Consider the following 19,626-nt stretch of genomic DNA (forward strand, 5'->3'; position numbering starts at 1 on the left):
CAAGCTCTGACTCTCGGCCGCCACGGGAAATCCATGCACGTCCTGTCCATCGCCACGCTGTTTCCCAACCCGGTGAAGCCCTCGTTCGGGGTCTTCGTCGGCAACCAGATGCGCGCAGTCGTCGCCAGCGGTCAGGTGGAACTGACGATGGTGAGCCCCATCGGCATCCCGCCCTGGCCACTCTCCACGCGCGAGCCCTACGCGCGGCTAAAGGACATTCCGGAGGTGAGCGACGCGGTGGGCCTCAAGGTCCACTACCCCAAGTTCACCACGTTCCCGAAAGTCGGCGGTGACACCAATCCGGGGCGCATCGCCCGCACCGTGCTGCCGCTGGTGCGCAAATTGCACAAGGAGAAGCCCTTCGACCTCGTCGATGCGCAGTTCTTCTTCCCGGACGGCCCGGCCGCCGCGATCGTCGCGCGCGAACTGGGCATTCCGCTGACAATCAAGTCGCGCGGAGCGGACATCCATTTCTGGGGCCAGCGCCCCCATGCGCTGAAACAGATGCTGGAGGCGGCGCACCAGTCCGCCGGGCTGCTCGCGGTCAGTCAGGCGCTGCGCGAGGACATGATCCAGCTCGGCATGCCCGCCGACCGGATCGATATCCACTACACCGGCCTCGACCGCGAGAAGTTCCATCCCATCGAGCGCGGCGCCGCCCGCGCTCTCGTCTCGGCGATGCCGAACCTTGGCATCTGGTCGGAAGGTCCGCTGCTGGTGACGCCCGGCGCGCTGATCCCGCGCAAGGGACAGGCGCTGGTGATCGAGGCGCTGTGTCGCCTGCCAGAAGCCCGCCTTGCGCTGGCTGGTAGCGGCGAGGACGAGGCACGGCTGAAAGCCCTCGCCCAGCGCCTAGGCGTGGCAGAGCGCGTGCAGTTCCTCGGCCTCGTCGATCACGAACTGCTGCCGCACGTCCTGTGCGCGGCGGACGTGCTGGTGCTGCCCTCGGCCAGCGAGGGGCTGGCGAACGTGTGGGTGGAGGGCCTCGCCTGCGGCACCCCGATCGTCATCCCCGACATCGGCGGCGCGCGCGAGATTGTCAGCGACGCCAGCGCCGGACGCATCGCCGAGCGCACCCCCGACGCCATCGCCGCGGCGGTGGAGGACATCCTCGCCGATCCGCCGACGCAGGCGCAAGTGGCCGAGCACGTCAGCCGCTTCTCGTGGGGCGTCAATGCGGAGAACATCGTGCACTTCTGGAAGGGCGTGCTGGGGCAGGACGAACCCGCCCCGGAGCTTGAGGAAACCGCCTGACTTTTGCTTCGTCATTGCGAGCGCAGCGAAGCAATGACGGATTTCAGAGCGACGAGCCGCCGTCCAGCACGAACTCCGCGCCGGTGGCGAAGGCGCTTTCGTCGCTGGCGAGGTAGAGGCACAGCGCCGCCACTTCCTCCGGCTTGCCGAGGCGGCCGATCGGGTGGCCCGCGACCCATTCGGCATAGAGCTTTTCGGGCTGGTCGGATTGCGCCAACACTTTGTCGAGGATCGGCGTGTGGATCACGCCGGGGTGCACCGAATTGCAGCGGATGCCATACTTCTCGTGCGCGTAGTGCAGCGCGATCGACTTGGTCATGTGGGTGACGCCCGCCTTCGCGGCGTTGTAGGCGGCCAGATAGTCCCTCGCGCGGATACTGGCCATCGAGGCGATGTTGATGACCGAACCGCCGGTGCGCTTCATCAGCGGAACGACATGCTTGCAGCCAAGGAACGGCCCGGCAAGATCCACGTCGAGTTCATGGCGGAAAGCGTCCAGAGTCAGCGCCTCCACCGAACCGACGGTGGTGATCCCGGCGCAGTTCACAAGCACATCGAGGCGATCGTGCAGTTCCTCCGCCCGTGCGAAGGCGGCGATCCACTGGTCCTCCTGCGTCACATCGAGGGGGACGAAATGCGCCGCCGCGCCGAGGTCGGCGGCCAGCCGCTCGCCCGCAGCCGCGTCGATATCGGCGACCAGCACCGCCGCGCCCTCGGCCACGTAACGGCGGACGATCGCCTCGCCCAGCCCCGAGGCGCCGCCGGTGACCAGCGCCACCTTGCCTTCGATCCGTCCCGTCATGCCGCTCTCTCCGTTTTTCTCTGCCAGGGGACTTGGCCCGCCGCGCCGCGCCGGACCACCTGTGCAAAGTGAGAGCGGCGCGGCGCGCAGAGCGCCCCTAGCCTTCGCAACACAACCAAGAGAGGACAAATCCATGCGCATCATCGTGGCCGGCTGGCTGCGCTACGCGGGCGACGAGAGCACCTGTGCCGAGATCATCACCACGGGCCGCGACCATATCCTCGCCGCGCGGGAGGAGAAGGGTTGCCTCGCCTATACCTGGGCGGTCGATCCGATCGATCCCGGCGTAATCCAGGTCTACGAGGAATGGGAGAGCGAGAAGGACCTGCTCCAGCACTTCGCCGACCCGCCCTACGCCGACATGCGCGCGCATCTGGAGCAGTGGGAGATCACCGGGTTCGGCGTGCAGCTCTACGGCGCGGGCATGCCGGAGGCGGTCTATGCGGATGACGGCTGGCCGCGGAAGGAGATTTTCGGGGTGACGCTGGAAGCGTAAACCGCGCAACCCTCAATCATCGTCATTGCGAGCGCAGCGAAGCAATCCAGGGCAACGCAAACCGCCCTGGATTGCTTCGCTGCGCTCGCAATGACGAAGGTAGGAGATACGTTTCTCCTCAACCCTCGATCGGGATCAGGAAATCCATCGTGTAGCGCCTGGCCTTCCAGCCCTCATCCGTGCGCACCACATCGAAGTAGTAGCGCCCGTTGACGGTGATCCCGCCGCCCGCCTTGTACTTGCCCATGCCGATCACATAGGCGCGGATCGACGCGGTATCGCCGTCGTAGGCGGTGATCGCGAAGTTCGTCAGGTAATGCGCGTGAGCCGCCATCGCCGCGAAGGTGCCCTCGAAGAACTTGCGGATCTCGCCGTGTCCATTGAGGCTGGGAAACCCGATACCCGATAGATCGAACACCGCGTCCTCCACGAAGACGGCGCAGATGCCGTCAAGGTCATGCAGGCTGTCGACGGCATGGGCATAGGACACAAGCAGGTCCTGGATCGCCAGACGATCCTCGATGGGGCAGGCTGTCATTGAAGCAAGATCCTCTCTTATTGCGTCGTTACGGGAAAGCCGGGGCGGATCGGGTCGGAGCCGTCCCAGCCTTGCGCAGCGCCGGCGATGCGGGCGAAGAATTCGCCCTGCAGCGGGTTTTCCTCGATCAGCTCGATCATGCAGCCGAGCGTCGCCGAGGTGTCGATGTAGGAAAAGCGAAAGCCGCCGAAGCTGCCATCCACCGCCGTCACGAAGCCCTGCTGCGCATAGCGCGCATGCACCGCATCGTAATCATCGGTGTAGATCGCGAGGTGGTGGAAGCCGCCCTGCCCCTTCGCCACCGTATCGCGGTAGGCGGAAGGGTTGTCGCAATGCTGCTGGATCAGCTCGATCTGCACGCCACCGGACTGCGCGATCGCCACCGAGAAATCCAGACCCGAGGCAGGCCGCCCGCAATAGGAATATTCCTCCAGCACCACATGCGGCACGGTGAGGAACGGCCCGATTCCGGTGGTACGCACCCAGTCCATGCAGGCGGCCTCAAGGTCCTCGACCATGAAGGCCACCTGCATAACGTGGGAGCCCGGAACGCCGGGCGCGACCATTATTCCGGCGCGCCCTTCACGTAATCGTTGAGCAGTTCGTGGAAGCGCTGGATGCGCTTTTCCTGACCCGGCAGGATGCAGCCCTTGAACCCGCGCGAGTTCAGGCCCTGTTGCTGGCTGGTGCCGATCGACAGGTCCTGATCCGCCACGTAGCCCACCGAAACGCCGTCGCCGTAGACCGAGTGGCGCGCCACCGCGTCATGCTGGAGCGGCAGCATGCCCAGCGGGGTGAAGACCTCCTTCATGCCCTCGACCGGCGGATAGAGGCACCAGTGCTGGAACACGCACTTTTCCGGGTCGGTCGGGTGCGGCTCGGTACGCAGGACCTGCAGCTGCTCGGGGCTCATGGTGAGCGTCAGGTTGGGGAACAGAGTACAGTGGAAATAGTCCACCAGCTGCTGGTCGCTCATGTTGTCGTAATTGGTGTAGCCCCGGCCCGGACCGAGGCGGCGCTTCGCCTCGATGATCGCTTCGCGCAGATCACCCGTGCGGCCGTTGTATTCCTCGGGATCGATGCCCCACGCCCGCGCTGCCTCGCCCAGCGGAGCGGGCACTTCGGAGGTGTGGTAATCGACGCGGGTGGTCGCCTGATGGCCCTTCATCCACATCGAGTTGTGGCCCGAGGGGTACATCTCGAACAGGGTGTCGGGCAGGCCGTCGTTGATGAAGGTCGCCAGTTCGGGGTGGATGGTCGGGAGGTGGTAGCTCTCGTTGAAGTTGTCGCGGATGATCTTCCAGTTGAAGTCCGCATCGGCCGAGACGTTGAGCACCCGCACCCAGTTCTCGATTCCGTAGCCCTTCAGGCGCTCGGGGAACGGATCAAGCCATTCGTGCAAGGGGGCGACGTCGTCGTCCATGCACCAGAACACGAACGGGCCCCATGTCTCGCAGCGCAGTTCGGAAAGGTGGACCTTACCGCAGGGCGTGCCGCCTTCGAAATCGTCGGGGTCCTGCACTTTGGCGAGGGTGCCGTCGAGGTCGAAGGTCCAGTTGTGATAGCCGCAGACGATGCGCGGCACGCTGGCCATCTCGCCCAGCACGAGCCGGTTACCCCGGTGCGGGCAGGAGTTGTAGAACGCCTTGATCGAGTCGTCTTCCTGCTTGACCATGATGACGGATTCTTTGGCGAAGTTGTGGCGGATGATGTCGCCCGGCTCCTCCAGTTCCGCCAGCAACCCGCCAAGGTGCCAGACCTTGGGCCACAGGTTCTTCATCTCGCCGTCCATCCACTCCTTGGTGGTATAGCGGTCGGCGGTGATGGTGTCGCCGCGCACCGGCGGATCGAATTCCTGCGAGTAGCGGGAAACCTTGGTCTGGATGTTCATGGCTTCAGGTATCCTGTGATTATCGCTGTTATCGTTGGCTGGGATCGTCGCCCCGGCGGCCGCCGCGCGGCGCTCCTGGATTGGCGGCGAAGAAGTCGAGGGTGCCCGGATCGTCCTTGACCCAGTCGGTCACCAGCATCCGGTTGACGATGCGCCATTCGCCATCGCGGCAGGCATAAGTGTCGAGGTAGCGGCCCGAGATGAACAGGTCGCGCACGCCCCCGTCCTCGCTCGAAACCGAGTGCCACGCCTGGAAGTACCACTCGCCGGTGGCGCCATCCCCGTCGACGGCGATGCGCGACTGGCCGAGCAGGTGGTGCGTGGCGTTCATGTCGGCGAGGAAGCCTTGCGCGAAGGCCACGAATTCGTCGGCGCTGCCCTTCATCAGGCCGCAGTCGACGACGGCGTCGTCATGGAAGGCGCTGCGCTGCAGGTCCGGTTCCAGCCGGTCGAGACCGCGCATGTAGCGCGCCGCCGCATCGGCGATGTCGCGCCGCGCAGCGAGGTCGCGGACTTCAGCCTCGAGGTCGAAGCGGGTGGTCGTCATAGTGTCCAAGAGGCTGGCCTCCGGACAGATTGCTCGCGTGCGCTGGGCATGGCCTTTCACTCTCCCGTTCCCGGACAGGGCGCGTCTGTTTTCTTGCGCGCCTCTGGCCTTGAGTGCGGCCGGCGATAAATAAACCGGCTCAACTGCCGGTTTTTATGCTACGCTCCGGCGCATCTGCTAACCTGCGACTTAGGATAGGTTCGGGCGAACCCGCTGATAGCGCAGGGAAACAAAGGGATACGGGGGAAGGACGATGAAGGCCGAGGCACTGCAAGACCGGATGCTCAGCGCGCTCATGCCCGAATTGCATGCCCGCCTGCCGGAGAATGGCGTCCCCGAAAAGTGGCAGCAGCGCAAGAGCGCGATGATGCGCGAGCGGCTGGTTTCCGGAGCGATCGACTGCCTCGTGGAGAGCGGCTACCCCGGCCTTACCACCGCCGCGGTGGCGAGCGCCAGCGAGGTGTCGCGCGGGACGATGCACCATCACTTCCAGACCAGAATGGAACTCGTTTCCGCCGTCGTCGATCAGGTCGTCTACCACCGGATGCGCACGTTCCTCGCCGACTACTTCGACGCGGTCTCGCGCCGCACGGACGAGCCGATGATCGAACTGGCCTGCGATGCCCACTGGCGCTCGGTCCAGACGCGGGACTATGCGGCATGGCTCGAACTGGCCGTCGCGGCCCGCACCGACGCGGAACTGGCGGCGATCTTCGAACCCGCCGCGCGCCGCTACGACGCCATCTGGGCGAGCGAGATGATCGAGGCCTTCCCGCAATGGCGGGAGGACTGGGACAACCTGAAGCTCGCGCATGACTTCACCAGCGCGATGCATGCCGGGATGCTCCTGCACAAGCCGATCTTCGACGACACGCGGATCGACCGCCTGCGCCGCTTCGCCGCACGCACGATGCAAAAGCTGAGTGAGGAACCGTCGTCCCGGACTTGATCCGGGACCGGCGGCTGTCTTTAGGCGGACGCTTGCAGGAAGGCGCCATACTGTAAGGTAGGCTGTTCACGGCCAGCGGTCCCGGATCAAGTCCGGGACGACGACCTCTCAGGCACCGCGCTTCTCTCAAAAGTCACAGGTGTCGCTGCGGCCATCCCTCTTCCAGACTTGCTCCCGATAACGAATCCCGAAAACCGGGCATCGAAGGAAAGGATATCCCGATGGCGACAGTGGCAATCACCGGAGCAGCGCGCGGCATCGCGTACGAACTCGTCAAGCAGCATGCCGAGCGCGGCGACCGGGTCTACGCCCTCGCCCGCGATCCCTCGGGCGCGGCCGCGCTCAACGAATTGGCAGCCTCCTCGGACGGCAGGATCACGGTCCACGCGATGGACGTGGGCGACAATGCCTCGGTCGCCTCGGGCGCTGCGGATACCGGCAGCGAACCAGTCGACGTGCTGTACAATGTCGCCGGCGTCACCGGCAAGGCGGAACCGCAGCTCGACGGGATCGACTGGGACGACTTCGACAATTCGATCGAGATCATGCTGAAAGGCCCGCTGCGCGTGCTCAGCGCCTTCCTGCCGCGCCTGCACGACGGTTCGAAGGTCATCAACTTCTCCAGCCAGCTCGGCGCATCGACCTGGCCTTACGGCGGCTACTGGCCTTACGCGGCGGTCAAGGCAGGCCTGAACCGCATGATGCGCTCGGTTGCGTTCGACCTGAAGGAACGCGGCATCGTGGTCGGCGTCATCCACCCCGGCTACGTCGCCACCGACATGAGCGGCCCCGGCGCCGACATCTCCCCGCAGGAAAGCGCGTCCTCGATCATGGCCCTGACCGACGGCTGGGCGATCGAGGAGACCGGCGAATTCTACAAGTGGAACGGCGAAAAGCACGCCTGGTAAGGAGACCCCGACCATGGCGTTCACCGGACCGCTGGAGGACCGCATCCTCATCCGCGAATTGCTCGATACCTACGCCCACGCGGTGATGACCCGCGATGCCGAGACATGGGCCTCGACCTGGGCGGAGGATTCGTACTGGGCCTTGCCCGAATTTCCCGACCTCGGCGGCTTCACCGGCAAGGAAACGATCGTTTCCGCATGGGTGGAATCGATGAAGAACTACGGCCTCGGTGGAAACGCCGCCAAGCCCATGGTCTACGTCGCCCACCCCGGCGAAATCCGCGTCGACGGCGACCGGGCCTCGGCGATCTCCTACACCTCGGAAATCTTCGAGGACCCGGCCTCGGGCAAGACCATGCGCCTTCGCGGCCGCTACGTGGACGAACTTGCGAAAGCGGACGGCCAGTGGCGCTTCACCCGCCGCGAATACACGACTTTCGACGCACGCGAGGATTGATGCCCCGTCGTCCCGGGCCAAACCCGGGACGACGACGGCTTCACAGCCCCAACTGCTCGAACATCTTGCGGGTCATCGCGCTCATGTGAGCCATGACTTGCGCAATGGTGCCCTGCACTTCCGCGAAGCGCAGCGGCTTTACGCGCTCGACCAGCACTTCCTCGGGCGTCGGCTGCTGCGCGAAAAGTGCCATGACCTCATCGGCGAACTCGCCGAGCGGCTGGTAACCCTCGCGCGTGCTCTGCCCGGGGGTGAGGTCGGTCTGCACGGCGGGCGGTGCCAGTTCGATAACCTCGACCTTGTCACGCAGCATCTCGCGAAGCGACATCGTGTAGCTGTGGATCGCAGCCTTGGTCGCATTGTAGGTCGGCGTGCCCGGCAGCGGCACGAAGGCGAGGCCCGACGTGACGTCGACGATCGTCCCGTCGCCCCTGGCCACGAGATGATCCACCAGCGCGTCGATGAGCCGGATCGGGCCGAGCAGGTTGGTGGTGATCGTCGCCTCGGCGTCCGACAAGTCGCGGGCGCGGTCCAGCCGCTCGTAGCGCATGATGCCGGCATTGTTGACCAGCACGTTGAGCGCCGGGAACCTCTCCAGCACTTCTGCGGCGAAGGCGGCGACGCCTTCTGCGCTTTCCACGTCGAGCCTGATCGCATGCATGTTCTCGCGGCCCGCACAGGCGGCTTCCAGCGCGTCTAGGCGGCGCCCGGCAACGATCACGGTGTTACCCGCGTCGTGGAAGCGCTGCGCCAGCGCCTCGCCGATGCCCGAGCCGCCGCCGGTGATGAGGATGGTGTTTCCGGTGGTCTTCATGGGGACACTCCTTGGTTGACGCCATCGATCTAGCACTCCACATTCTATTCGAAAGAAGGCACCCAAAAGATTTATACTTACCCGAAAGAGAGTGATCCAATGGCTGCCCGTCCCGCCCCCGAGAAGAACTGCGAGCACATCGACCCGCGCGTGGAAGCGCTCGTCACCGAGCTGATCGGGCGGGTGGCAGACAAGTGGACGATGATCCTGCTCGAAGTGCTCGAGGAAAACGGCGTGCAGCGCTTCACCCAATTGGCCCGCGCCGTGCCCGACATCAGCCAGAAGATGCTGACTCAGACGCTGCGCCGCATGGAGAGGGACGGGATGCTGACGCGCACCGTCCATCCCGTGGTCCCGCCGCGCGTGGACTATGCCCTGACCCCGCTGGGCGAAACCCTCAGCGAAGCGTTCTGCGGCGTGTGGATGTGGGCGGAAGCGAACCTCGAGCGCGTCGAACGCGCGCGAGAAGAATTCGACGCACGTTAATTCAGAAGGCTGCGCAGCAGTTCCATCGCGCTGCGCCGGGCCAGTCGCTCCGGCACGTAGACGACCGGAACGGCCTTGCCCTCGATCAGTTCGGCGACGTCGATGGTTTCCTTGAGCGCAATGCCGCAGCGGTCATGCGCGCGCCAGCGGACTTGCCCCTTGATCACCTGATCGCCGACGACAAGCTCTACAGCGACGCCGCGTGCCGGAGGTGCATCGACCAGCGCCAGCACACCACGCGAGGAGGCATTAGCCAGCGTCGCCTCGGCAACGCGGCTACCGATGCGGATGTTGGCCTTGATGGCCAGCATCGTGCGCGTTTCCATCCGCTGACGGTGAATGAACATGCCCGCTCCCTGCAAAGAACCGGGTCCGATTATACGGGATGAATGCCTAAAACGGAGTTAAATCGCCTTTAACATCCCGGCCCGCCTTCACGGCGGGCCGGGAACGTGGATCAGGCCGCCTTCTTCTTCAGGCGCCAGGCATGCAACAGCGGCTCGGTATAGCCGCTCGGCTGCTCGACGCCCTTGAACACCAGGTCGCAGGCCGCCTGGAAGGCCATGCTGGTGTCCCAGTTGCCCGCCATCGGTTCATAGAGCGGATCGCCCGCATTTTGCGCATCGACCTTGGCGGCCATGCGCTGCAGCGATTCCATGACCTGCTCCTTCGAGCAGACACCGTGCAGCAGCCAGTTCGCCATGTGCTGGCTGGAGATGCGCAGCGTCGCGCGGTCCTCCATCAGCCCGACATCGTTGATGTCCGGCACCTTGGAGCAGCCGACGCCCTGGTCGATCCAGCGCACGACGTAGCCCAGCAGCCCCTGCGCGTTGTTGTCGAGTTCCTCGCGCACTTCCTCCTCGGACCAGTTGATGCCTTCGGCCAGCGGCACCGACAGTAGCAGGTCAAGCCCGGGAATGTCCTCATTGGCGATGCCTTCGCGCAGGCCAAAGACATCGACCTGGTGATAATGCATCGCGTGGAGTGTCGCAGCGGTCGGCGACGGCACCCAGGCGGTGTTTGCGCCGGTCTTCGGGTGGCCGATCTTCTGCTCCATCATGTCGCGCATCATGTCGGGCGCCGCCCACATCCCCTTGCCGATCTGCGCCACGCCCGAAAGGCCATGCCGCAGGCCGATGGCGACGTTGCGCTTCTCGTAGGCGGCGATCCACGCCGAGCCCTTGATGGCGGCCTTGCGGATCATCGGACCCGCCCGCATCGAAGTGTGGATTTCGTCGCCGGTACGGTCGAGGAAGCCGGTGTTGATGAAAACGATACGGTCCTTCACCGCCTCGATGCAGGCACCGAGGTTGGCCGAAGTCCGGCGCTCCTCGTCCATCACGCCGACCTTGATGGTGCAGCGCGAGAGGCCCAGCAGGTCCTCCACCGCATCGAACAACGCGTTGGTGAAGGCGCACTCCTCAGGCCCGTGCATCTTGGGCTTGACGATGTAGATGCTGCCTTCGCGGCTGTTGCCGTACTTTGTGAGGCCCCGAACGTCCTGCGTCGAGATTGCGCTGGTGATCACCGCGTCCATGACGCCCTCGGGGATTTCCGAGCCGTCCGGCAGCAGGATCGCCGGGTTGGTCATGAGGTGACCGACATTGCGCACGAACAGCAGCGAGCGGCCGGACAGCGCCTTCTCAGCCCCATCAGCAAGCGTCACCGTCTTGTCGGCCGCCAGTTCGCGCGTGAGCGTGCGCCCGCCCTTCTCGAATGTGTCGGTCAGGTCGCCCTGGATCACGCCCAGCCAGTTGGCATAGGCCGCGATCTTGTCCTCTGCATCGACAGCCGCGACCGAGTCCTCCAGATCGACGATGGCAGTCAGCGCCGCTTCGAGAAAGATGTCGGCGATGCCAGCCTTGTCGGTGCTGCCGACCTGGCTCGCGGCATCGACGACGACCTCGATGTTGAGGCCGTTGTTGACGAACAGCAGGCCCTTGCTCGTGCGCCCGACGAACTGCGCCGCATCGGCGGGTTCGACACCGTCCAGGTCGGCAAGGTCTGCCCACGACCCAGTCTTGAGCGGCACCGCCCGGTCGAGAAACGCGCGTCCTGCCGCGATAACCGCCGCGCCGCGCGCCGCATCGTAGCCCGGTCCCTGAGCGGGGGCCGCATCGAGCGCATCGGTGCCGTACCATGCATCGTAGAGGCTGCCCCAGCGCGCATTCGCCGCGTTCAGGAGGAACCGGGCATTGAGTACCGGAACGACCAGCTGCGGCCCTGCCATCGTCGCAATTTCGGGATCGACGCCCTGCGTGCCGATGGTGAATGCCGCCGGCTCGGGAACGAGATAGCCGATTTCGCGCAGGAACGCCTGGTATTCGTCCTGTTCGATGGGCCTGCCTGCCCGCTCGCCGTGCCATGCGTCGATCTGCGCCTGCAGCGAATCGCGCTTGCCGAGCAGCGCGCGGTTGCGCGGGGCGAATTCGGCCACGAGCGCGGCAAAGCCTGCCCAGAACGCGGCGACGTCCTGCGCGATGGGGGGCAGGACCTGCTCCTCCACGAACTTCGCCAGTCCTGCATCGACCTGCAGCCCCGAACGATCAACCCTGTCAGTCATTGCCTTCCTCGCACTGGTTCGAACGCACACGAACATCGTGCCACGTCCACGTCAAAAACCAAATTGCCCTGGGGAAGGATGTGCGCCGTATGACCGATGCGCGCGCGATTGGCAACTGCGCCGAAAGTATCGTCATGGATCAGACGGTTGCAGACCGGGACGGGATCCGGACCTTTCCCGGATTTCCTTAACCGTCGGAAACCCTTACATTCAAGCTCACGTTAAGCATGAGACTCGGCGGGAACGCGGAACTGGCACGAACGTTGCTAATCTGTGACCACTGCAAAGGGATGGAAATGCTCCGAAAAGTCGGTCGCCTGTTCGTGATCAAGAGCAACTGGGAAGCCTACATGGTGATCTACGCGCTTGCCCTCGGCGCGATCGAGCGTGGCAGCGTTTATCTCACACGCTTTCCGGGCTTCGGCGGTAAGCTGCTGTTCCTCGCGTGCACCGGCGCCGTGTTCATGGCGGGTGCCAAGATCCTCGACTGCATCAAGTATGAGAAGGCCGCCCTGATGGCGAAGGCGGAAGGCCCATCCCCCGAAGAAGACCTCGAGCGAAAAGCCGCCTAGACCAGATCGTCAGAATCGCGCGCCGTCGACTTTCGTGATCGTAAGCGCATCGAGGTCCGCCGCTGGCACGCAGCGCAAGTTCACCGCCGTCATCTTCGTTCCGTCCGGCGCCTCGCCCTGTGCGAAAGGCTCCACCCCGCATGTTGGGCAGAACTTGTGCCCGATCACATGCTTGTAGAAGCGATACTCGGTGAGTTCGTCGGCTCCGCGCTCTATCGCAAGTGCGTCATGCGGTATGAAAGCGAGCAGGAAGCCCTTGCGACGACAGTGCGAGCAATTGCAGCTCATCGCCTCGTGCGGAAGTTCGCCCATCACCGTGAACGCCACTTTGCCGCAGTGGCAGCTGCCCGAAAATGTCATCACTGACCCGTCCTTTCCCTATAGCGGCCGAAAATCGGGAACCGAGCGGTGGCAGGTGGGGCGATTCTGTTGATAGGCTCGCCCCCAGCCCCCGGAATCCGCTTCTGTTACCCGGTGGGTCCAACCGTGTTCTAACTTTGTAACTTCAGGGCGTTAGCCCCTAGAATTACGCCGCGAGAGCAAGTGCTTCGTTGTCGTTGGCACTTATGAGTTTTGAGCCTTGAACGGGTTACTCAGCCCGGAAGAAAACACCGCTTTTCAACACACGTCGATCCTAGTTCGGCCCCGTCATCACCCCTGCGACAACAGGGTTGTTTCCCAAAGGAAACGGGTGATGGTGGAGCCGCCGGGTACCGCCCCGGGTCCGCTGCGTCTATTGCACGGCGCAATTTATCCTCATAGCCGGTCGAAACCAGCAGGAGCCCATATAGGGGCTCCCGCCTGAATGTGAAGTGAAAGTGGATGAGTTGTTTGGGGAATGCCCATGCTGGGCATTCCCGTTGCGGCTGCGGCGGATTTTCAGATTACTTCTTGCGCAGTTCCTCGAGGATTTCCTTGAGCGCGATCAACTGCGGATCGACCGGAGCCTCGGGCGCCGGTGCATTTGCTGCGGCCTCGGCCTCCTGCTTCTTCACCGAATCGATCATCTTGTTGACCGAACGGACCAGCAGGAACAGCACGAAGGCGATGATCAGGAAGTTGACCACCTGGGTGATGAACTCGCCGTAGCCGATCATCGGCACGCCGGCCGCCTTCAGCGCGGCATAGTCGGTAAGACTGCCCTTGTAGTCCGCCGGTGCGTCGCCCAGTTGGAAGAAATACTTCGAGAAATCGATGCTGCCGAACAGCCAGCCGATCACCGGCATGATCATGTTCTCGTTCAGTGACGACACGATCTTGCCGAAGGCAGCACCGATCATCACACCGACTGCGAGGTCCAGCACGTTGCCGCGTGCAATGAACTTCTTGAATTCGTCTACGATTGCCATGCGCCTGGTTCCCCTTCTGCCGGCCAAATGGAAATAAATCTGAGTGCTGTTTGACACACTCCACCCGGCCCCTCAAACGTTTGTTAACCGACCGGGTTTCCACCGAGCCCGCCCGGCGTCCTTGATCCGCCATCGCGGAGCGCTATCTATCGCGTGGAAGCCGCCGGTTCGCCCGGCGTGCAGTGGAGGAACGAAGTCCGATGACGCTCTTCAACGCCCGCTCGGCAAAGACCGGCCTGGTTCTCGCGGCCGCGCTTTCGCTGTCCGCTTGTGGTTTCAACTCGGTGCCCACCAAGCAGGAGGCTGCCAAGGCCAAATGGGCTGATGTCGAGGCCGCTTTCCAGGAACGCTCGAACCTCGTTCCCAACCTTGCCGCCGTCGCCAAGGGTGCGGCCGAGCAGGAAAAGTCGATCCTCGTCGGCGTCACCGAGGCACGCGCCAAGGCCACCTCGGTGCAGATCAGCGCCGACGACCTCGGCGACCCGAAGAAGATGGAGCAGTTCCAACAGGCGCAAGCCAACCTTGGCGCCGGCATCGGCCGCCTGCTCGCCAGCGTGGAAGCCTATCCGGACATCAAGTCCAGCACCAACTACCAGATGCTGCAGAGCCAGCTCGAGGGTCAGGAAAACCGCATCCGCGTCGCCATCCGCGACTACAACGGCGCGGTTCAGGACTACAACACCGAAGTCCGCACTTTCCCTCGATGATCGGCGCGCGCCTGCGCGGAGCCGATCCGCTGGTGCCCTACAAGGCCGTTACGCCCGGCGCCGAAGCCGCCCCGAGCCTCGAAGGAAAGCTCTGATCCGATGGCCCGCATCCGGGCCGTCCCGCTGGCCGCGCTTCTGTGCCTGCTGGCCCTCGTTTCGGGGGCTGGCAGCGCATGGGCGCAGGCCGCGCAACTGCAGTTCCCCAAACTCACGGGGCGCGTCGTCGATGCCGCGAACATCATCCCCGACGCCGAGGAAGCGCAACTGACGCAAAAGCTGGAGGCGCTGGAGAAGCAGTCGCATCGCCAACTGGTGGTGGCGACGATCCCTTCGCTCGATGGCTACGAGATTTCCGACTACGGCTACCAACTCGGCCGCGCCTGGGGCATCGGGCAGAAGGGCGACAACAACGGCGCCATCCTCATCGTCGCACCCAACGAGCGCAAGGTGCGCATCGAGGTCGGCTACGGCCTCGAAGGCACGCTGACCGACGGGATGAGCTTCCTCATCATCAACCAGCAGATCCTCCCCCGCTTCAAGGCCAACGATTACCCCGGCGGGATCGAGGCAGGCACCGACGCCATCATCAGGCAACTGACCCTGCCCCCGAAGAGGCGCAGAAGATCGCCGCCCAGGCCGACAAGGCGCGCGCCGATCAGGGCGACGACATCTCGCCCGGCACGGTCATCTTCATTCTCTTCGTGATCTTCTTCTTCGTCCTGCCGATCATGCGCGCGGCCAGCCGCGGCGGACGGCGCAGCCGCTACGGCGGCATCGACACACCGATCATCTGGTTCCCCACCAATTCCGGCGGTAGCAGTTGGGGTGGCGGCGGTGGCTGGGGCGGCGGAGACGGCGGCTTCTCCGGAGGCGGCGGCGATTTCGGCGGCGGCGGCGCAAGCGGGGACTGGTAGGCCATGGCAAGACCCACATATCTCACCTCCGAGGACCACGAGCGCATCCGCGCCGCCGTGGCCGAGGCCGAACTGCTCAGCTCGGGCGAGATCGTCACGATGCTGACCGACCGATCGGACGGCTACACCGACGTCGCGCTGGCGTGGTCGGCCTTCGTGGCGTTCCTGGCCCTCTCCGCGCTGGCGATCGCGCCTGATTTCTACATGGGCCTCTACGACGCACTGATCGCCGACTGGGGCCATGAGTGGTCGCCCGGAATGATCCTCTCGCTGGCGCTGGGCGTGGCGACGATCAAGTTCGCGGGGATGACGCTGCTGCAGCTGTGGCAGCCGCTCAAGTTCTTCCTGATCCCGGCGCCCATCCGCACCACCCGCGTCCACGGCCAGGCCACCCGCGCCTTCCGCATGAGCGCGGAGCGGCGCACCACCGGGCGCACCGGCATCCTCATCTACATCTCGATGCGCGAACACCGCGTCGAGATCCTCGCCGACGAGGCCATCGCCAGCAAAGTCGAGCCCGGCACCTGGGCCGACGCCATCGCCGCGATGCTGGGCGAACTTCGCGAGGGCCGCACCGCCGACGCCATGATCGCCGGCGTCGGCAAAGTCGGCGCGATCCTCTCCCTGCACGTCCCGCGCCTGCCGGACGACGTCAATGAACTGCCCGACGGAACCATCGAATTATGAGCATGCCGGATCATTACGATGCCGACCACCCCGTCGAGACGATGTGGGAAGGCCGCTTCATCACCGCGAAGAAGAAGGGCCGCTGGGAATACGTCGGCCGCGCGCGCGGCATCCGTGCGGCGGTGATCCTGGCAATCGACCCGGAAGATCACGTCATCCTCGTCGACCAGTACCGCGTGCCGCTCGGCAAGCGCTGCATCGAGCTGCCTGCAGGGCTCGTCGGCGACCATGACGATAATGCGGACGAGGACGCGAGCATCGCCGCCGCGCGCGAACTGGAAGAGGAAACCGGCTACCACGCCGGACGCATGGAAACGGTAGGCGAGTTCTACTCCTCGCCCGGCATGGTGTCGGAGAGCTTCACCTTGTTCCGCGCGCACGATCTGGTGAAGGTCGGCGAAGGTGGCGGCGTCGATAGCGAGGACATCGTGGTGCACCGCGTGCCGCTTTCGGGGCTTGCACAGGCGCTCGAAACGTGGCGCGGCGAAGGTTACGCGATCGACGTGAAGATGCTCACGCTGCTCGGCCCCTCCATCCTCGGCTGACATGCGCACCAGCCCCGGCGTCTGCCAGCGCAAAGCGCGCCACGCCAGCGAGGCCGAGGCGCTGGACGTCGCCGCGCGGGCGCCCTTCCTCCTGCGTCCGTACAAGTGCGGGCTGTGCCGCAAGTATCACCTCACCAGCCGGACCAAGGGCATGAAGCTGCCAAAGTTCGAACTGGAGAGGCGATCGAGTAATTCCTCCCCGAGCTTGTCTCGGGGAGGTGGCAGCCCGAAGGGCTGACGGAGGGGGCATTTCCGGAACTCGCCCCTCCACCACCCGCTGCGCGGGTGGTCCCTCCCCGAGCAAGCTCGGGGAGGAATTTTCCTCACAGCGTCGTGAAGATCGCGCCGAAGTCCTTGCCGCCGTTGCCGGCATCGACGAAGGCTTCGTAGATCTTCGTCGCGTGCTCGCCCATCGGCACAGTGGCGCCCGCCGTCTCAGCGCCGCCAATGGCGAGACGCAGATCCTTGAGCATCAGCGCCGAGGCGAAACCGCCCGCATAGCCATTGTCCGCCGGGCTGGCCGCGCCGACGCCCGGTGCCGGGGTATAGTCGTTGAGCGACCAGCAGTAGCCGGTGGACTTCGAGCTGATCTCGTAGAACTTCTGCGGATCGAGGCCCGCCTTCTCGGCCAACGCCAGTGCCTCGCAGGTGCCGATCATGTGGACCGCGAGCAGCATGTTGTTGCACATCTTGGCAACCTGGCCCGCGCCGCTCTCGCCCGCGAGAATGACGGCTTTGGCCATCGGTTCGAGCACCACCTTCGCCTTCTCGAACGTGGCTGCCGGACCGCCCACCATGAAAGTGAGCGTGCCGCCGTTGGCCGCCGCGATGCCGCCCGAGACCGGGGCATCGACCATCTCGTAGCCCGCAGCCGTCGCCAGCTCGGCCACTTCGCGCGCCGTGGCGAGGTCGATGGTCGAGCAGTCGAGGAACAGCGCGCCCGCCGGAGCCTTGCCGATCACGTCGGCGGTGTAGACCGCCTTCACGATGCCGCCGTTGGGCAGCATGGTGACGACGGCATCGGCATCCTTCACCGCGTCGGGGACGGCGGTGTAGGTGGCGCAGCCGTTCTCGGCCGCCTTGGCCAGCGCGTCGGCGGACAAGTCGAAGGCGTGGACTTCGTGGCCCGCCTTGACGAGGTTTGCGGCCATGCCGCCGCCCATATTGCCCAGGCCGATGAATGCGATCTTCATGGAATATCTCCCCTCCCGTTTGCGGGAGGGGCCGGGGTGGGCCTTCTCCCGAAACTAATGGTGGACCTGTCTAAATCAGGCCCACTCCTGCCCCTCCCGCAAGCGGGAGGGGAATGCGACGTTACTTGCCCTTCCACACCCCGGGGCGCTTCTCGACGAAGGCGGCCATGCCTTCGGCCTTGTCCTCGGTCGCGGTCAGCACCTGGAACATGCGGCGCTCCAGCACGAGGCCGGTGTCGAGCGTGGTCTCGAAGGCGAGGTTGACCATTTCCTTGTTCATGGTCGCGGCGAGCGGCGGCATCGCGGCGATCGTCGCGGCCGACTTCAGCGCCGTCTCCAAGAGGTCTGCGAGCGGCACGACCTGGCTGACGAGGCCCGAACGCTCCGCCTCGGCGGCGTCCATCATGCGGCCGGTGAGGCACATGTCCATGGCCTTCGACTTGCCGACGGCGCGGGTCAGGCGCTGCGATCCGCCCATGCCGGGAGCAACGCCCAGCTTGATCTCGGGCTGGCCGAACTTCGCGTTTTCCGAAGCGATGATGAAGTCCGCCATCATCGCCAGCTCACACCCACCGCCCAGCGCGAAGCCGTTGACGGCCGCGATCCAGGGTTTGCGGGTGGTCTTGACGACCTGGCTGGTCCAGCCGGCGAAGAAGTCCTCCGAATAGAACTCGGCGCTGGGCTTGTCGGACATCTCCTTGATGTCGGCGCCCGCCGCGAAGGCCTTCTCGCCCGAACCGGTGATGACCGCGCAGCCCTGCGACTTGTCGGCCTCGAAGGCGGCGAACGCCTCGATCAGCTCAACCAGAACCTTCGAGTTCAGCGCGTTGAGCGCCTGCGGACGGTTGAGCGTAATGAGCGTGACGCCGCCCTTCTGCTCGACCAGGATCGTTTCGTAAGTGCTCATAGGGGCTTCCATTCCTCTTCGGGGAAAGCGGCGCGAAGATCGCGTCCAGCATCTCTTCGGTCACGCCTCCGGGCGTAGCCGGGTTCCATTGCGGGTTCTGGTCCTTGTCGACGATGACCGCACGCACGCCCTCGGCAAAGTCGGGCAGGACCAGCACGCGGCCGCCGAGGCGGTATTCCATCGCCATGTTCTGAGCGAACGTCTCCAGCCCCAGCGAGGCTTCGAGCTGGCGCAGCGAGACCTTGCAGGCCTGCGGGCTCTTGGTGCGCAGGGTGGCGAGTTCCTTCGCCGCCCATTCGCCGCCATCGCTTTCGAGCGAGGCCAGCACCTGCTCCAGCGTGTCGAAGGCGAAGTGCTTGCGGATCGCGCCCGCATTGGCGGCAACCTTCGGTTCGGGCGCCTTGACCGAGAGCGCGGCGAGGACTTCCGCGATGTCGTCACCCACGGCGATCCGGCTCTTGGCCTCGACCAGCGCTTCGGAGGGTAGGTAATGGGTGGAAAGGCCAGCCCAAAGGCATTCCGCGCCGTCGAAGCGCGCGCCGGTCAGTGCCAGGAACTGCCCCACGCGGCCGTCGAGGCGCGAGAGATACCAGCCGCCGCCGACGTCAGGGAACAGGCCGATCCCGGTCTCGGGCATGGCGTAGCGGGTGTTCTCGGTCGCCACGCGGTACTTGGCGGGCTGCGAGATGCCGACGCCGCCGCCCATGGTGATGCCGTCCATGAAGGCGACGATCGGCTTGTCGTACGTGAACAGCTGGTGGTTGAGGCGGTATTCCTCGAAAAAGAACCTGCGCCCTTCGACGCCGCCGTCGTTCAGCGCGGAATGGCGCAGCAGGTTGATGTCGCCGCCCGAGCAGAAGCCGCGCCCTTCGGCGTGGTCGATCAGGACGACTTCCACGGCGTCGTCGGTGGCCCACGCGGCCAGCTGCGCGCTCATCGCCTCGCACATGGCAAGGGTCAGCGCGTGGATCGCCTTGGGGCGGTTGAGCGAGATGATCCCTGCGACGCCTTCGCGCCGGAACAGCACTTCGTCAGTCATGACGGCCC

General features: G+C 65.0%; 22 protein-coding genes, 1 other RNA gene and 3 pseudogenes. 12 read left to right on the forward strand and 14 right to left on the reverse strand.

Going from position 1 to position 19,626, the window contains the following annotated elements:
- Positions 1 to 33: 33 nt before the first annotated feature.
- The gene (locus KZO24_RS09115) at positions 34 to 1,254 is read left to right on the forward strand and encodes a glycosyltransferase (RefSeq protein WP_271181653.1); all 1,221 of its coding nucleotides are present in this window, start codon (positions 34 to 36) and stop codon (positions 1,252 to 1,254) included.
- A 43-nt stretch (positions 1,255 to 1,297) separates the two neighbouring features.
- Here KZO24_RS09115 and KZO24_RS09120 read toward each other — a convergent pair whose 3' ends face one another.
- Entirely contained in the window at positions 1,298 to 2,056 is a 759-nt protein-coding gene (locus tag KZO24_RS09120; protein ID WP_271181654.1) for a glucose 1-dehydrogenase, read from the reverse strand.
- A gap of 133 nt (positions 2,057 to 2,189) precedes the next feature.
- Here KZO24_RS09120 and KZO24_RS09125 point away from each other — a divergent pair, with 133 nt between their 5' ends.
- On the forward strand, positions 2,190 to 2,552 hold the full coding sequence (locus KZO24_RS09125) for a putative quinol monooxygenase (RefSeq protein WP_271181655.1): 363 nt from the start codon (positions 2,190 to 2,192) through the stop codon (positions 2,550 to 2,552).
- 118 nt (positions 2,553 to 2,670) lie between these two features.
- Here KZO24_RS09125 and KZO24_RS09130 read toward each other — a convergent pair whose 3' ends face one another.
- Genes KZO24_RS09130 through KZO24_RS09145 form a run of 4 tightly spaced genes read right to left on the reverse strand, consistent with a single transcriptional unit; the run spans position 2,671 to position 5,528 of the window.
- Positions 2,671 to 3,090: a nuclear transport factor 2 family protein gene (locus KZO24_RS09130; RefSeq protein ID WP_271181656.1), complete on the reverse strand. Its 420-nt coding sequence runs from the start codon at positions 3,088 to 3,090 to the stop codon at positions 2,671 to 2,673.
- Between the two features lie 17 nt (positions 3,091 to 3,107).
- A complete protein-coding gene (locus KZO24_RS09135; RefSeq protein WP_271181657.1) occupies positions 3,108 to 3,656 on the reverse strand; it encodes a VOC family protein in 549 nt (182 codons plus the stop codon).
- Positions 3,656 to 4,981 (reverse strand): aromatic ring-hydroxylating oxygenase subunit alpha, encoded by a 1,326-nt coding sequence (locus KZO24_RS09140; RefSeq protein ID WP_008830433.1) that lies wholly within the window; start codon positions 4,979 to 4,981, stop codon positions 3,656 to 3,658. The genes KZO24_RS09135 and KZO24_RS09140 overlap by 1 nt, the downstream gene beginning before the upstream one ends.
- A 28-nt stretch (positions 4,982 to 5,009) precedes the next feature.
- Complete coding sequence (locus tag KZO24_RS09145; protein ID WP_271182133.1) at positions 5,010 to 5,528, reverse strand: nuclear transport factor 2 family protein; 519 nt, start codon at positions 5,526 to 5,528, stop codon at positions 5,010 to 5,012.
- Between the two features lie 253 nt (positions 5,529 to 5,781).
- Between KZO24_RS09145 and KZO24_RS09150 the strand changes: the two genes are divergently transcribed.
- The 3 genes from KZO24_RS09150 (at position 5,782) to KZO24_RS09160 (ending at position 7,842) form a co-directional block, all read left to right on the forward strand.
- The gene (locus KZO24_RS09150; protein ID WP_271181658.1) at positions 5,782 to 6,477 is read left to right on the forward strand and encodes a TetR/AcrR family transcriptional regulator; all 696 of its coding nucleotides are present in this window, start codon (positions 5,782 to 5,784) and stop codon (positions 6,475 to 6,477) included.
- Between the two features lie 221 nt (positions 6,478 to 6,698).
- Positions 6,699 to 7,385 (forward strand): SDR family NAD(P)-dependent oxidoreductase, encoded by a 687-nt coding sequence (locus KZO24_RS09155; protein WP_271181659.1) that lies wholly within the window; start codon positions 6,699 to 6,701, stop codon positions 7,383 to 7,385.
- Between the two features lie 13 nt (positions 7,386 to 7,398).
- Positions 7,399 to 7,842, forward strand: a complete 444-nt coding sequence (locus KZO24_RS09160) for a nuclear transport factor 2 family protein (RefSeq protein ID WP_271181660.1) — start codon at positions 7,399 to 7,401, stop codon at positions 7,840 to 7,842.
- 40 nt (positions 7,843 to 7,882) lie between these two features.
- On the opposite strand, the gene KZO24_RS09165 is transcribed toward KZO24_RS09160, so the two are convergent.
- Positions 7,883 to 8,656, reverse strand: coding sequence for an SDR family oxidoreductase (locus KZO24_RS09165; protein WP_271181661.1), 774 nt, complete (start codon positions 8,654 to 8,656; stop codon positions 7,883 to 7,885).
- Positions 8,657 to 8,755: 99 nt separating this feature from the next.
- On the opposite strand from KZO24_RS09165, the gene KZO24_RS09170 reads away from it, so the two are divergent.
- Positions 8,756 to 9,142, forward strand: coding sequence for a winged helix-turn-helix transcriptional regulator (locus KZO24_RS09170; protein WP_271181662.1), 387 nt, complete (start codon positions 8,756 to 8,758; stop codon positions 9,140 to 9,142).
- On the opposite strand, the gene KZO24_RS09175 is transcribed toward KZO24_RS09170, so the two are convergent.
- Both KZO24_RS09175 and KZO24_RS09180 read right to left on the reverse strand, forming a co-directional pair.
- Positions 9,139 to 9,489 carry a hypothetical protein gene (locus KZO24_RS09175; RefSeq protein ID WP_008830426.1) on the reverse strand — a complete coding sequence of 117 codons (351 nt, stop codon included), beginning with the start codon at positions 9,487 to 9,489 and terminating at the stop codon, positions 9,139 to 9,141. The two genes, KZO24_RS09170 and KZO24_RS09175, sit on opposite strands and share 4 nt — an antisense overlap.
- A gap of 110 nt (positions 9,490 to 9,599) precedes the next feature.
- Positions 9,600 to 11,705, reverse strand: coding sequence for a malate synthase G (locus KZO24_RS09180; protein WP_271181663.1), 2,106 nt, complete (start codon positions 11,703 to 11,705; stop codon positions 9,600 to 9,602).
- A gap of 296 nt (positions 11,706 to 12,001) precedes the next feature.
- On the opposite strand from KZO24_RS09180, the gene KZO24_RS09185 reads away from it, so the two are divergent.
- Entirely contained in the window at positions 12,002 to 12,277 is a 276-nt protein-coding gene (locus KZO24_RS09185) for a hypothetical protein (RefSeq protein WP_271181664.1), read from the forward strand.
- 9 nt (positions 12,278 to 12,286) lie between these two features.
- Here KZO24_RS09185 and KZO24_RS09190 read toward each other — a convergent pair whose 3' ends face one another.
- The 3 genes from KZO24_RS09190 to mscL form a co-directional block, all read right to left on the reverse strand.
- Entirely contained in the window at positions 12,287 to 12,637 is a 351-nt protein-coding gene (locus KZO24_RS09190; protein WP_271181665.1) for a GFA family protein, read from the reverse strand.
- Positions 12,638 to 12,730: 93 nt separating this feature from the next.
- Positions 12,731 to 13,093, reverse strand: a transfer-messenger RNA (tmRNA) gene (gene ssrA, locus KZO24_RS09195).
- 68 nt (positions 13,094 to 13,161) lie between these two features.
- The gene (mscL, locus tag KZO24_RS09200; protein ID WP_271181666.1) at positions 13,162 to 13,626 is read right to left on the reverse strand and encodes a large conductance mechanosensitive channel protein MscL; all 465 of its coding nucleotides are present in this window, start codon (positions 13,624 to 13,626) and stop codon (positions 13,162 to 13,164) included.
- 200 nt (positions 13,627 to 13,826) lie between these two features.
- Here mscL and KZO24_RS09205 point away from each other — a divergent pair.
- From KZO24_RS09205 to KZO24_RS09225, 5 genes and pseudogenes are all read left to right on the forward strand, one after another.
- A pseudogene (locus KZO24_RS09205) lies at positions 13,827 to 14,428 on the forward strand (LemA family protein).
- 4 nt (positions 14,429 to 14,432) lie between these two features.
- A pseudogene (locus KZO24_RS09210) lies at positions 14,433 to 15,247 on the forward strand (TPM domain-containing protein).
- A 3-nt stretch (positions 15,248 to 15,250) separates the two neighbouring features.
- The gene (locus tag KZO24_RS09215) at positions 15,251 to 15,934 is read left to right on the forward strand and encodes a TPM domain-containing protein (protein ID WP_271181668.1); all 684 of its coding nucleotides are present in this window, start codon (positions 15,251 to 15,253) and stop codon (positions 15,932 to 15,934) included.
- Entirely contained in the window at positions 15,931 to 16,479 is a 549-nt protein-coding gene (locus KZO24_RS09220) for an NUDIX hydrolase (protein WP_370424276.1), read from the forward strand. Before KZO24_RS09215 ends, KZO24_RS09220 begins: the two co-directional genes overlap by 4 nt.
- Before the next feature lies 1 nt (position 16,480).
- A complete protein-coding gene (locus KZO24_RS09225) occupies positions 16,481 to 16,717 on the forward strand; it encodes a hypothetical protein (RefSeq protein ID WP_271181669.1) in 237 nt (78 codons plus the stop codon).
- An 85-nt stretch (positions 16,718 to 16,802) separates the two neighbouring features.
- Here the strand turns inward: KZO24_RS09225 and mmsB are convergent, their stop codons facing one another.
- The 3 genes and pseudogenes from mmsB to KZO24_RS09240 form a co-directional block, all read right to left on the reverse strand.
- Positions 16,803 to 17,672 carry a 3-hydroxyisobutyrate dehydrogenase gene (gene mmsB / locus KZO24_RS09230; protein WP_271181670.1) on the reverse strand — a complete coding sequence of 290 codons (870 nt, stop codon included), beginning with the start codon at positions 17,670 to 17,672 and terminating at the stop codon, positions 16,803 to 16,805.
- Positions 17,673 to 17,793: 121 nt separating this feature from the next.
- Positions 17,794 to 18,579 (reverse strand): enoyl-CoA hydratase-related protein, encoded by a 786-nt coding sequence (locus tag KZO24_RS09235; RefSeq protein ID WP_271181671.1) that lies wholly within the window; start codon positions 18,577 to 18,579, stop codon positions 17,794 to 17,796.
- Positions 18,576 to 19,618 (reverse strand): annotated as a pseudogene (locus KZO24_RS09240) (enoyl-CoA hydratase/isomerase family protein). Before KZO24_RS09240 ends, KZO24_RS09235 begins: the two are co-directional and overlap by 4 nt.
- Positions 19,619 to 19,626 lie beyond the last annotated feature (8 nt).

It is taken from the genome of Novosphingobium sp. NFX11 (assembly GCF_057376415.1).

Bases quoted from the DNA above. Each gene is read 5' to 3' on its own strand.
- KZO24_RS09115 (WP_271181653.1), top strand. From the start codon at position 34: ATGCACGTCCTGTCCATCGCCACGCTGTTTCCCAACCCGGTGAAGCCC.
- KZO24_RS09120 (WP_271181654.1), bottom strand. From the start codon at position 2,056: ATGACGGGACGGATCGAAGGCAAGGTGGCGCTGGTCACCGGCGGCGCC.
- KZO24_RS09125 (WP_271181655.1), top strand. From the start codon at position 2,190: ATGCGCATCATCGTGGCCGGCTGGCTGCGCTACGCGGGCGACGAGAGC.
- KZO24_RS09130 (WP_271181656.1), bottom strand. From the start codon at position 3,090: ATGACAGCCTGCCCCATCGAGGATCGTCTGGCGATCCAGGACCTGCTT.
- KZO24_RS09135 (WP_271181657.1), bottom strand. From the start codon at position 3,656: ATGGTCGCGCCCGGCGTTCCGGGCTCCCACGTTATGCAGGTGGCCTTC.
- KZO24_RS09140 (WP_008830433.1), bottom strand. From the start codon at position 4,981: ATGAACATCCAGACCAAGGTTTCCCGCTACTCGCAGGAATTCGATCCG.
- KZO24_RS09145 (WP_271182133.1), bottom strand. From the start codon at position 5,528: ATGACGACCACCCGCTTCGACCTCGAGGCTGAAGTCCGCGACCTCGCT.
- KZO24_RS09150 (WP_271181658.1), top strand. From the start codon at position 5,782: ATGAAGGCCGAGGCACTGCAAGACCGGATGCTCAGCGCGCTCATGCCC.
- KZO24_RS09155 (WP_271181659.1), top strand. From the start codon at position 6,699: ATGGCGACAGTGGCAATCACCGGAGCAGCGCGCGGCATCGCGTACGAA.
- KZO24_RS09160 (WP_271181660.1), top strand. From the start codon at position 7,399: ATGGCGTTCACCGGACCGCTGGAGGACCGCATCCTCATCCGCGAATTG.
- KZO24_RS09165 (WP_271181661.1), bottom strand. From the start codon at position 8,656: ATGAAGACCACCGGAAACACCATCCTCATCACCGGCGGCGGCTCGGGC.
- KZO24_RS09170 (WP_271181662.1), top strand. From the start codon at position 8,756: ATGGCTGCCCGTCCCGCCCCCGAGAAGAACTGCGAGCACATCGACCCG.
- KZO24_RS09175 (WP_008830426.1), bottom strand. From the start codon at position 9,489: ATGTTCATTCACCGTCAGCGGATGGAAACGCGCACGATGCTGGCCATC.
- KZO24_RS09180 (WP_271181663.1), bottom strand. From the start codon at position 11,705: ATGACTGACAGGGTTGATCGTTCGGGGCTGCAGGTCGATGCAGGACTG.
- KZO24_RS09185 (WP_271181664.1), top strand. From the start codon at position 12,002: ATGCTCCGAAAAGTCGGTCGCCTGTTCGTGATCAAGAGCAACTGGGAA.
- KZO24_RS09190 (WP_271181665.1), bottom strand. From the start codon at position 12,637: ATGACATTTTCGGGCAGCTGCCACTGCGGCAAAGTGGCGTTCACGGTG.
- mscL (WP_271181666.1), bottom strand. From the start codon at position 13,626: ATGGCAATCGTAGACGAATTCAAGAAGTTCATTGCACGCGGCAACGTG.
- KZO24_RS09215 (WP_271181668.1), top strand. From the start codon at position 15,251: ATGGCAAGACCCACATATCTCACCTCCGAGGACCACGAGCGCATCCGC.
- KZO24_RS09220 (WP_370424276.1), top strand. From the start codon at position 15,931: ATGAGCATGCCGGATCATTACGATGCCGACCACCCCGTCGAGACGATG.
- KZO24_RS09225 (WP_271181669.1), top strand. From the start codon at position 16,481: ATGCGCACCAGCCCCGGCGTCTGCCAGCGCAAAGCGCGCCACGCCAGC.
- mmsB (WP_271181670.1), bottom strand. From the start codon at position 17,672: ATGAAGATCGCATTCATCGGCCTGGGCAATATGGGCGGCGGCATGGCC.
- KZO24_RS09235 (WP_271181671.1), bottom strand. From the start codon at position 18,579: ATGAGCACTTACGAAACGATCCTGGTCGAGCAGAAGGGCGGCGTCACG.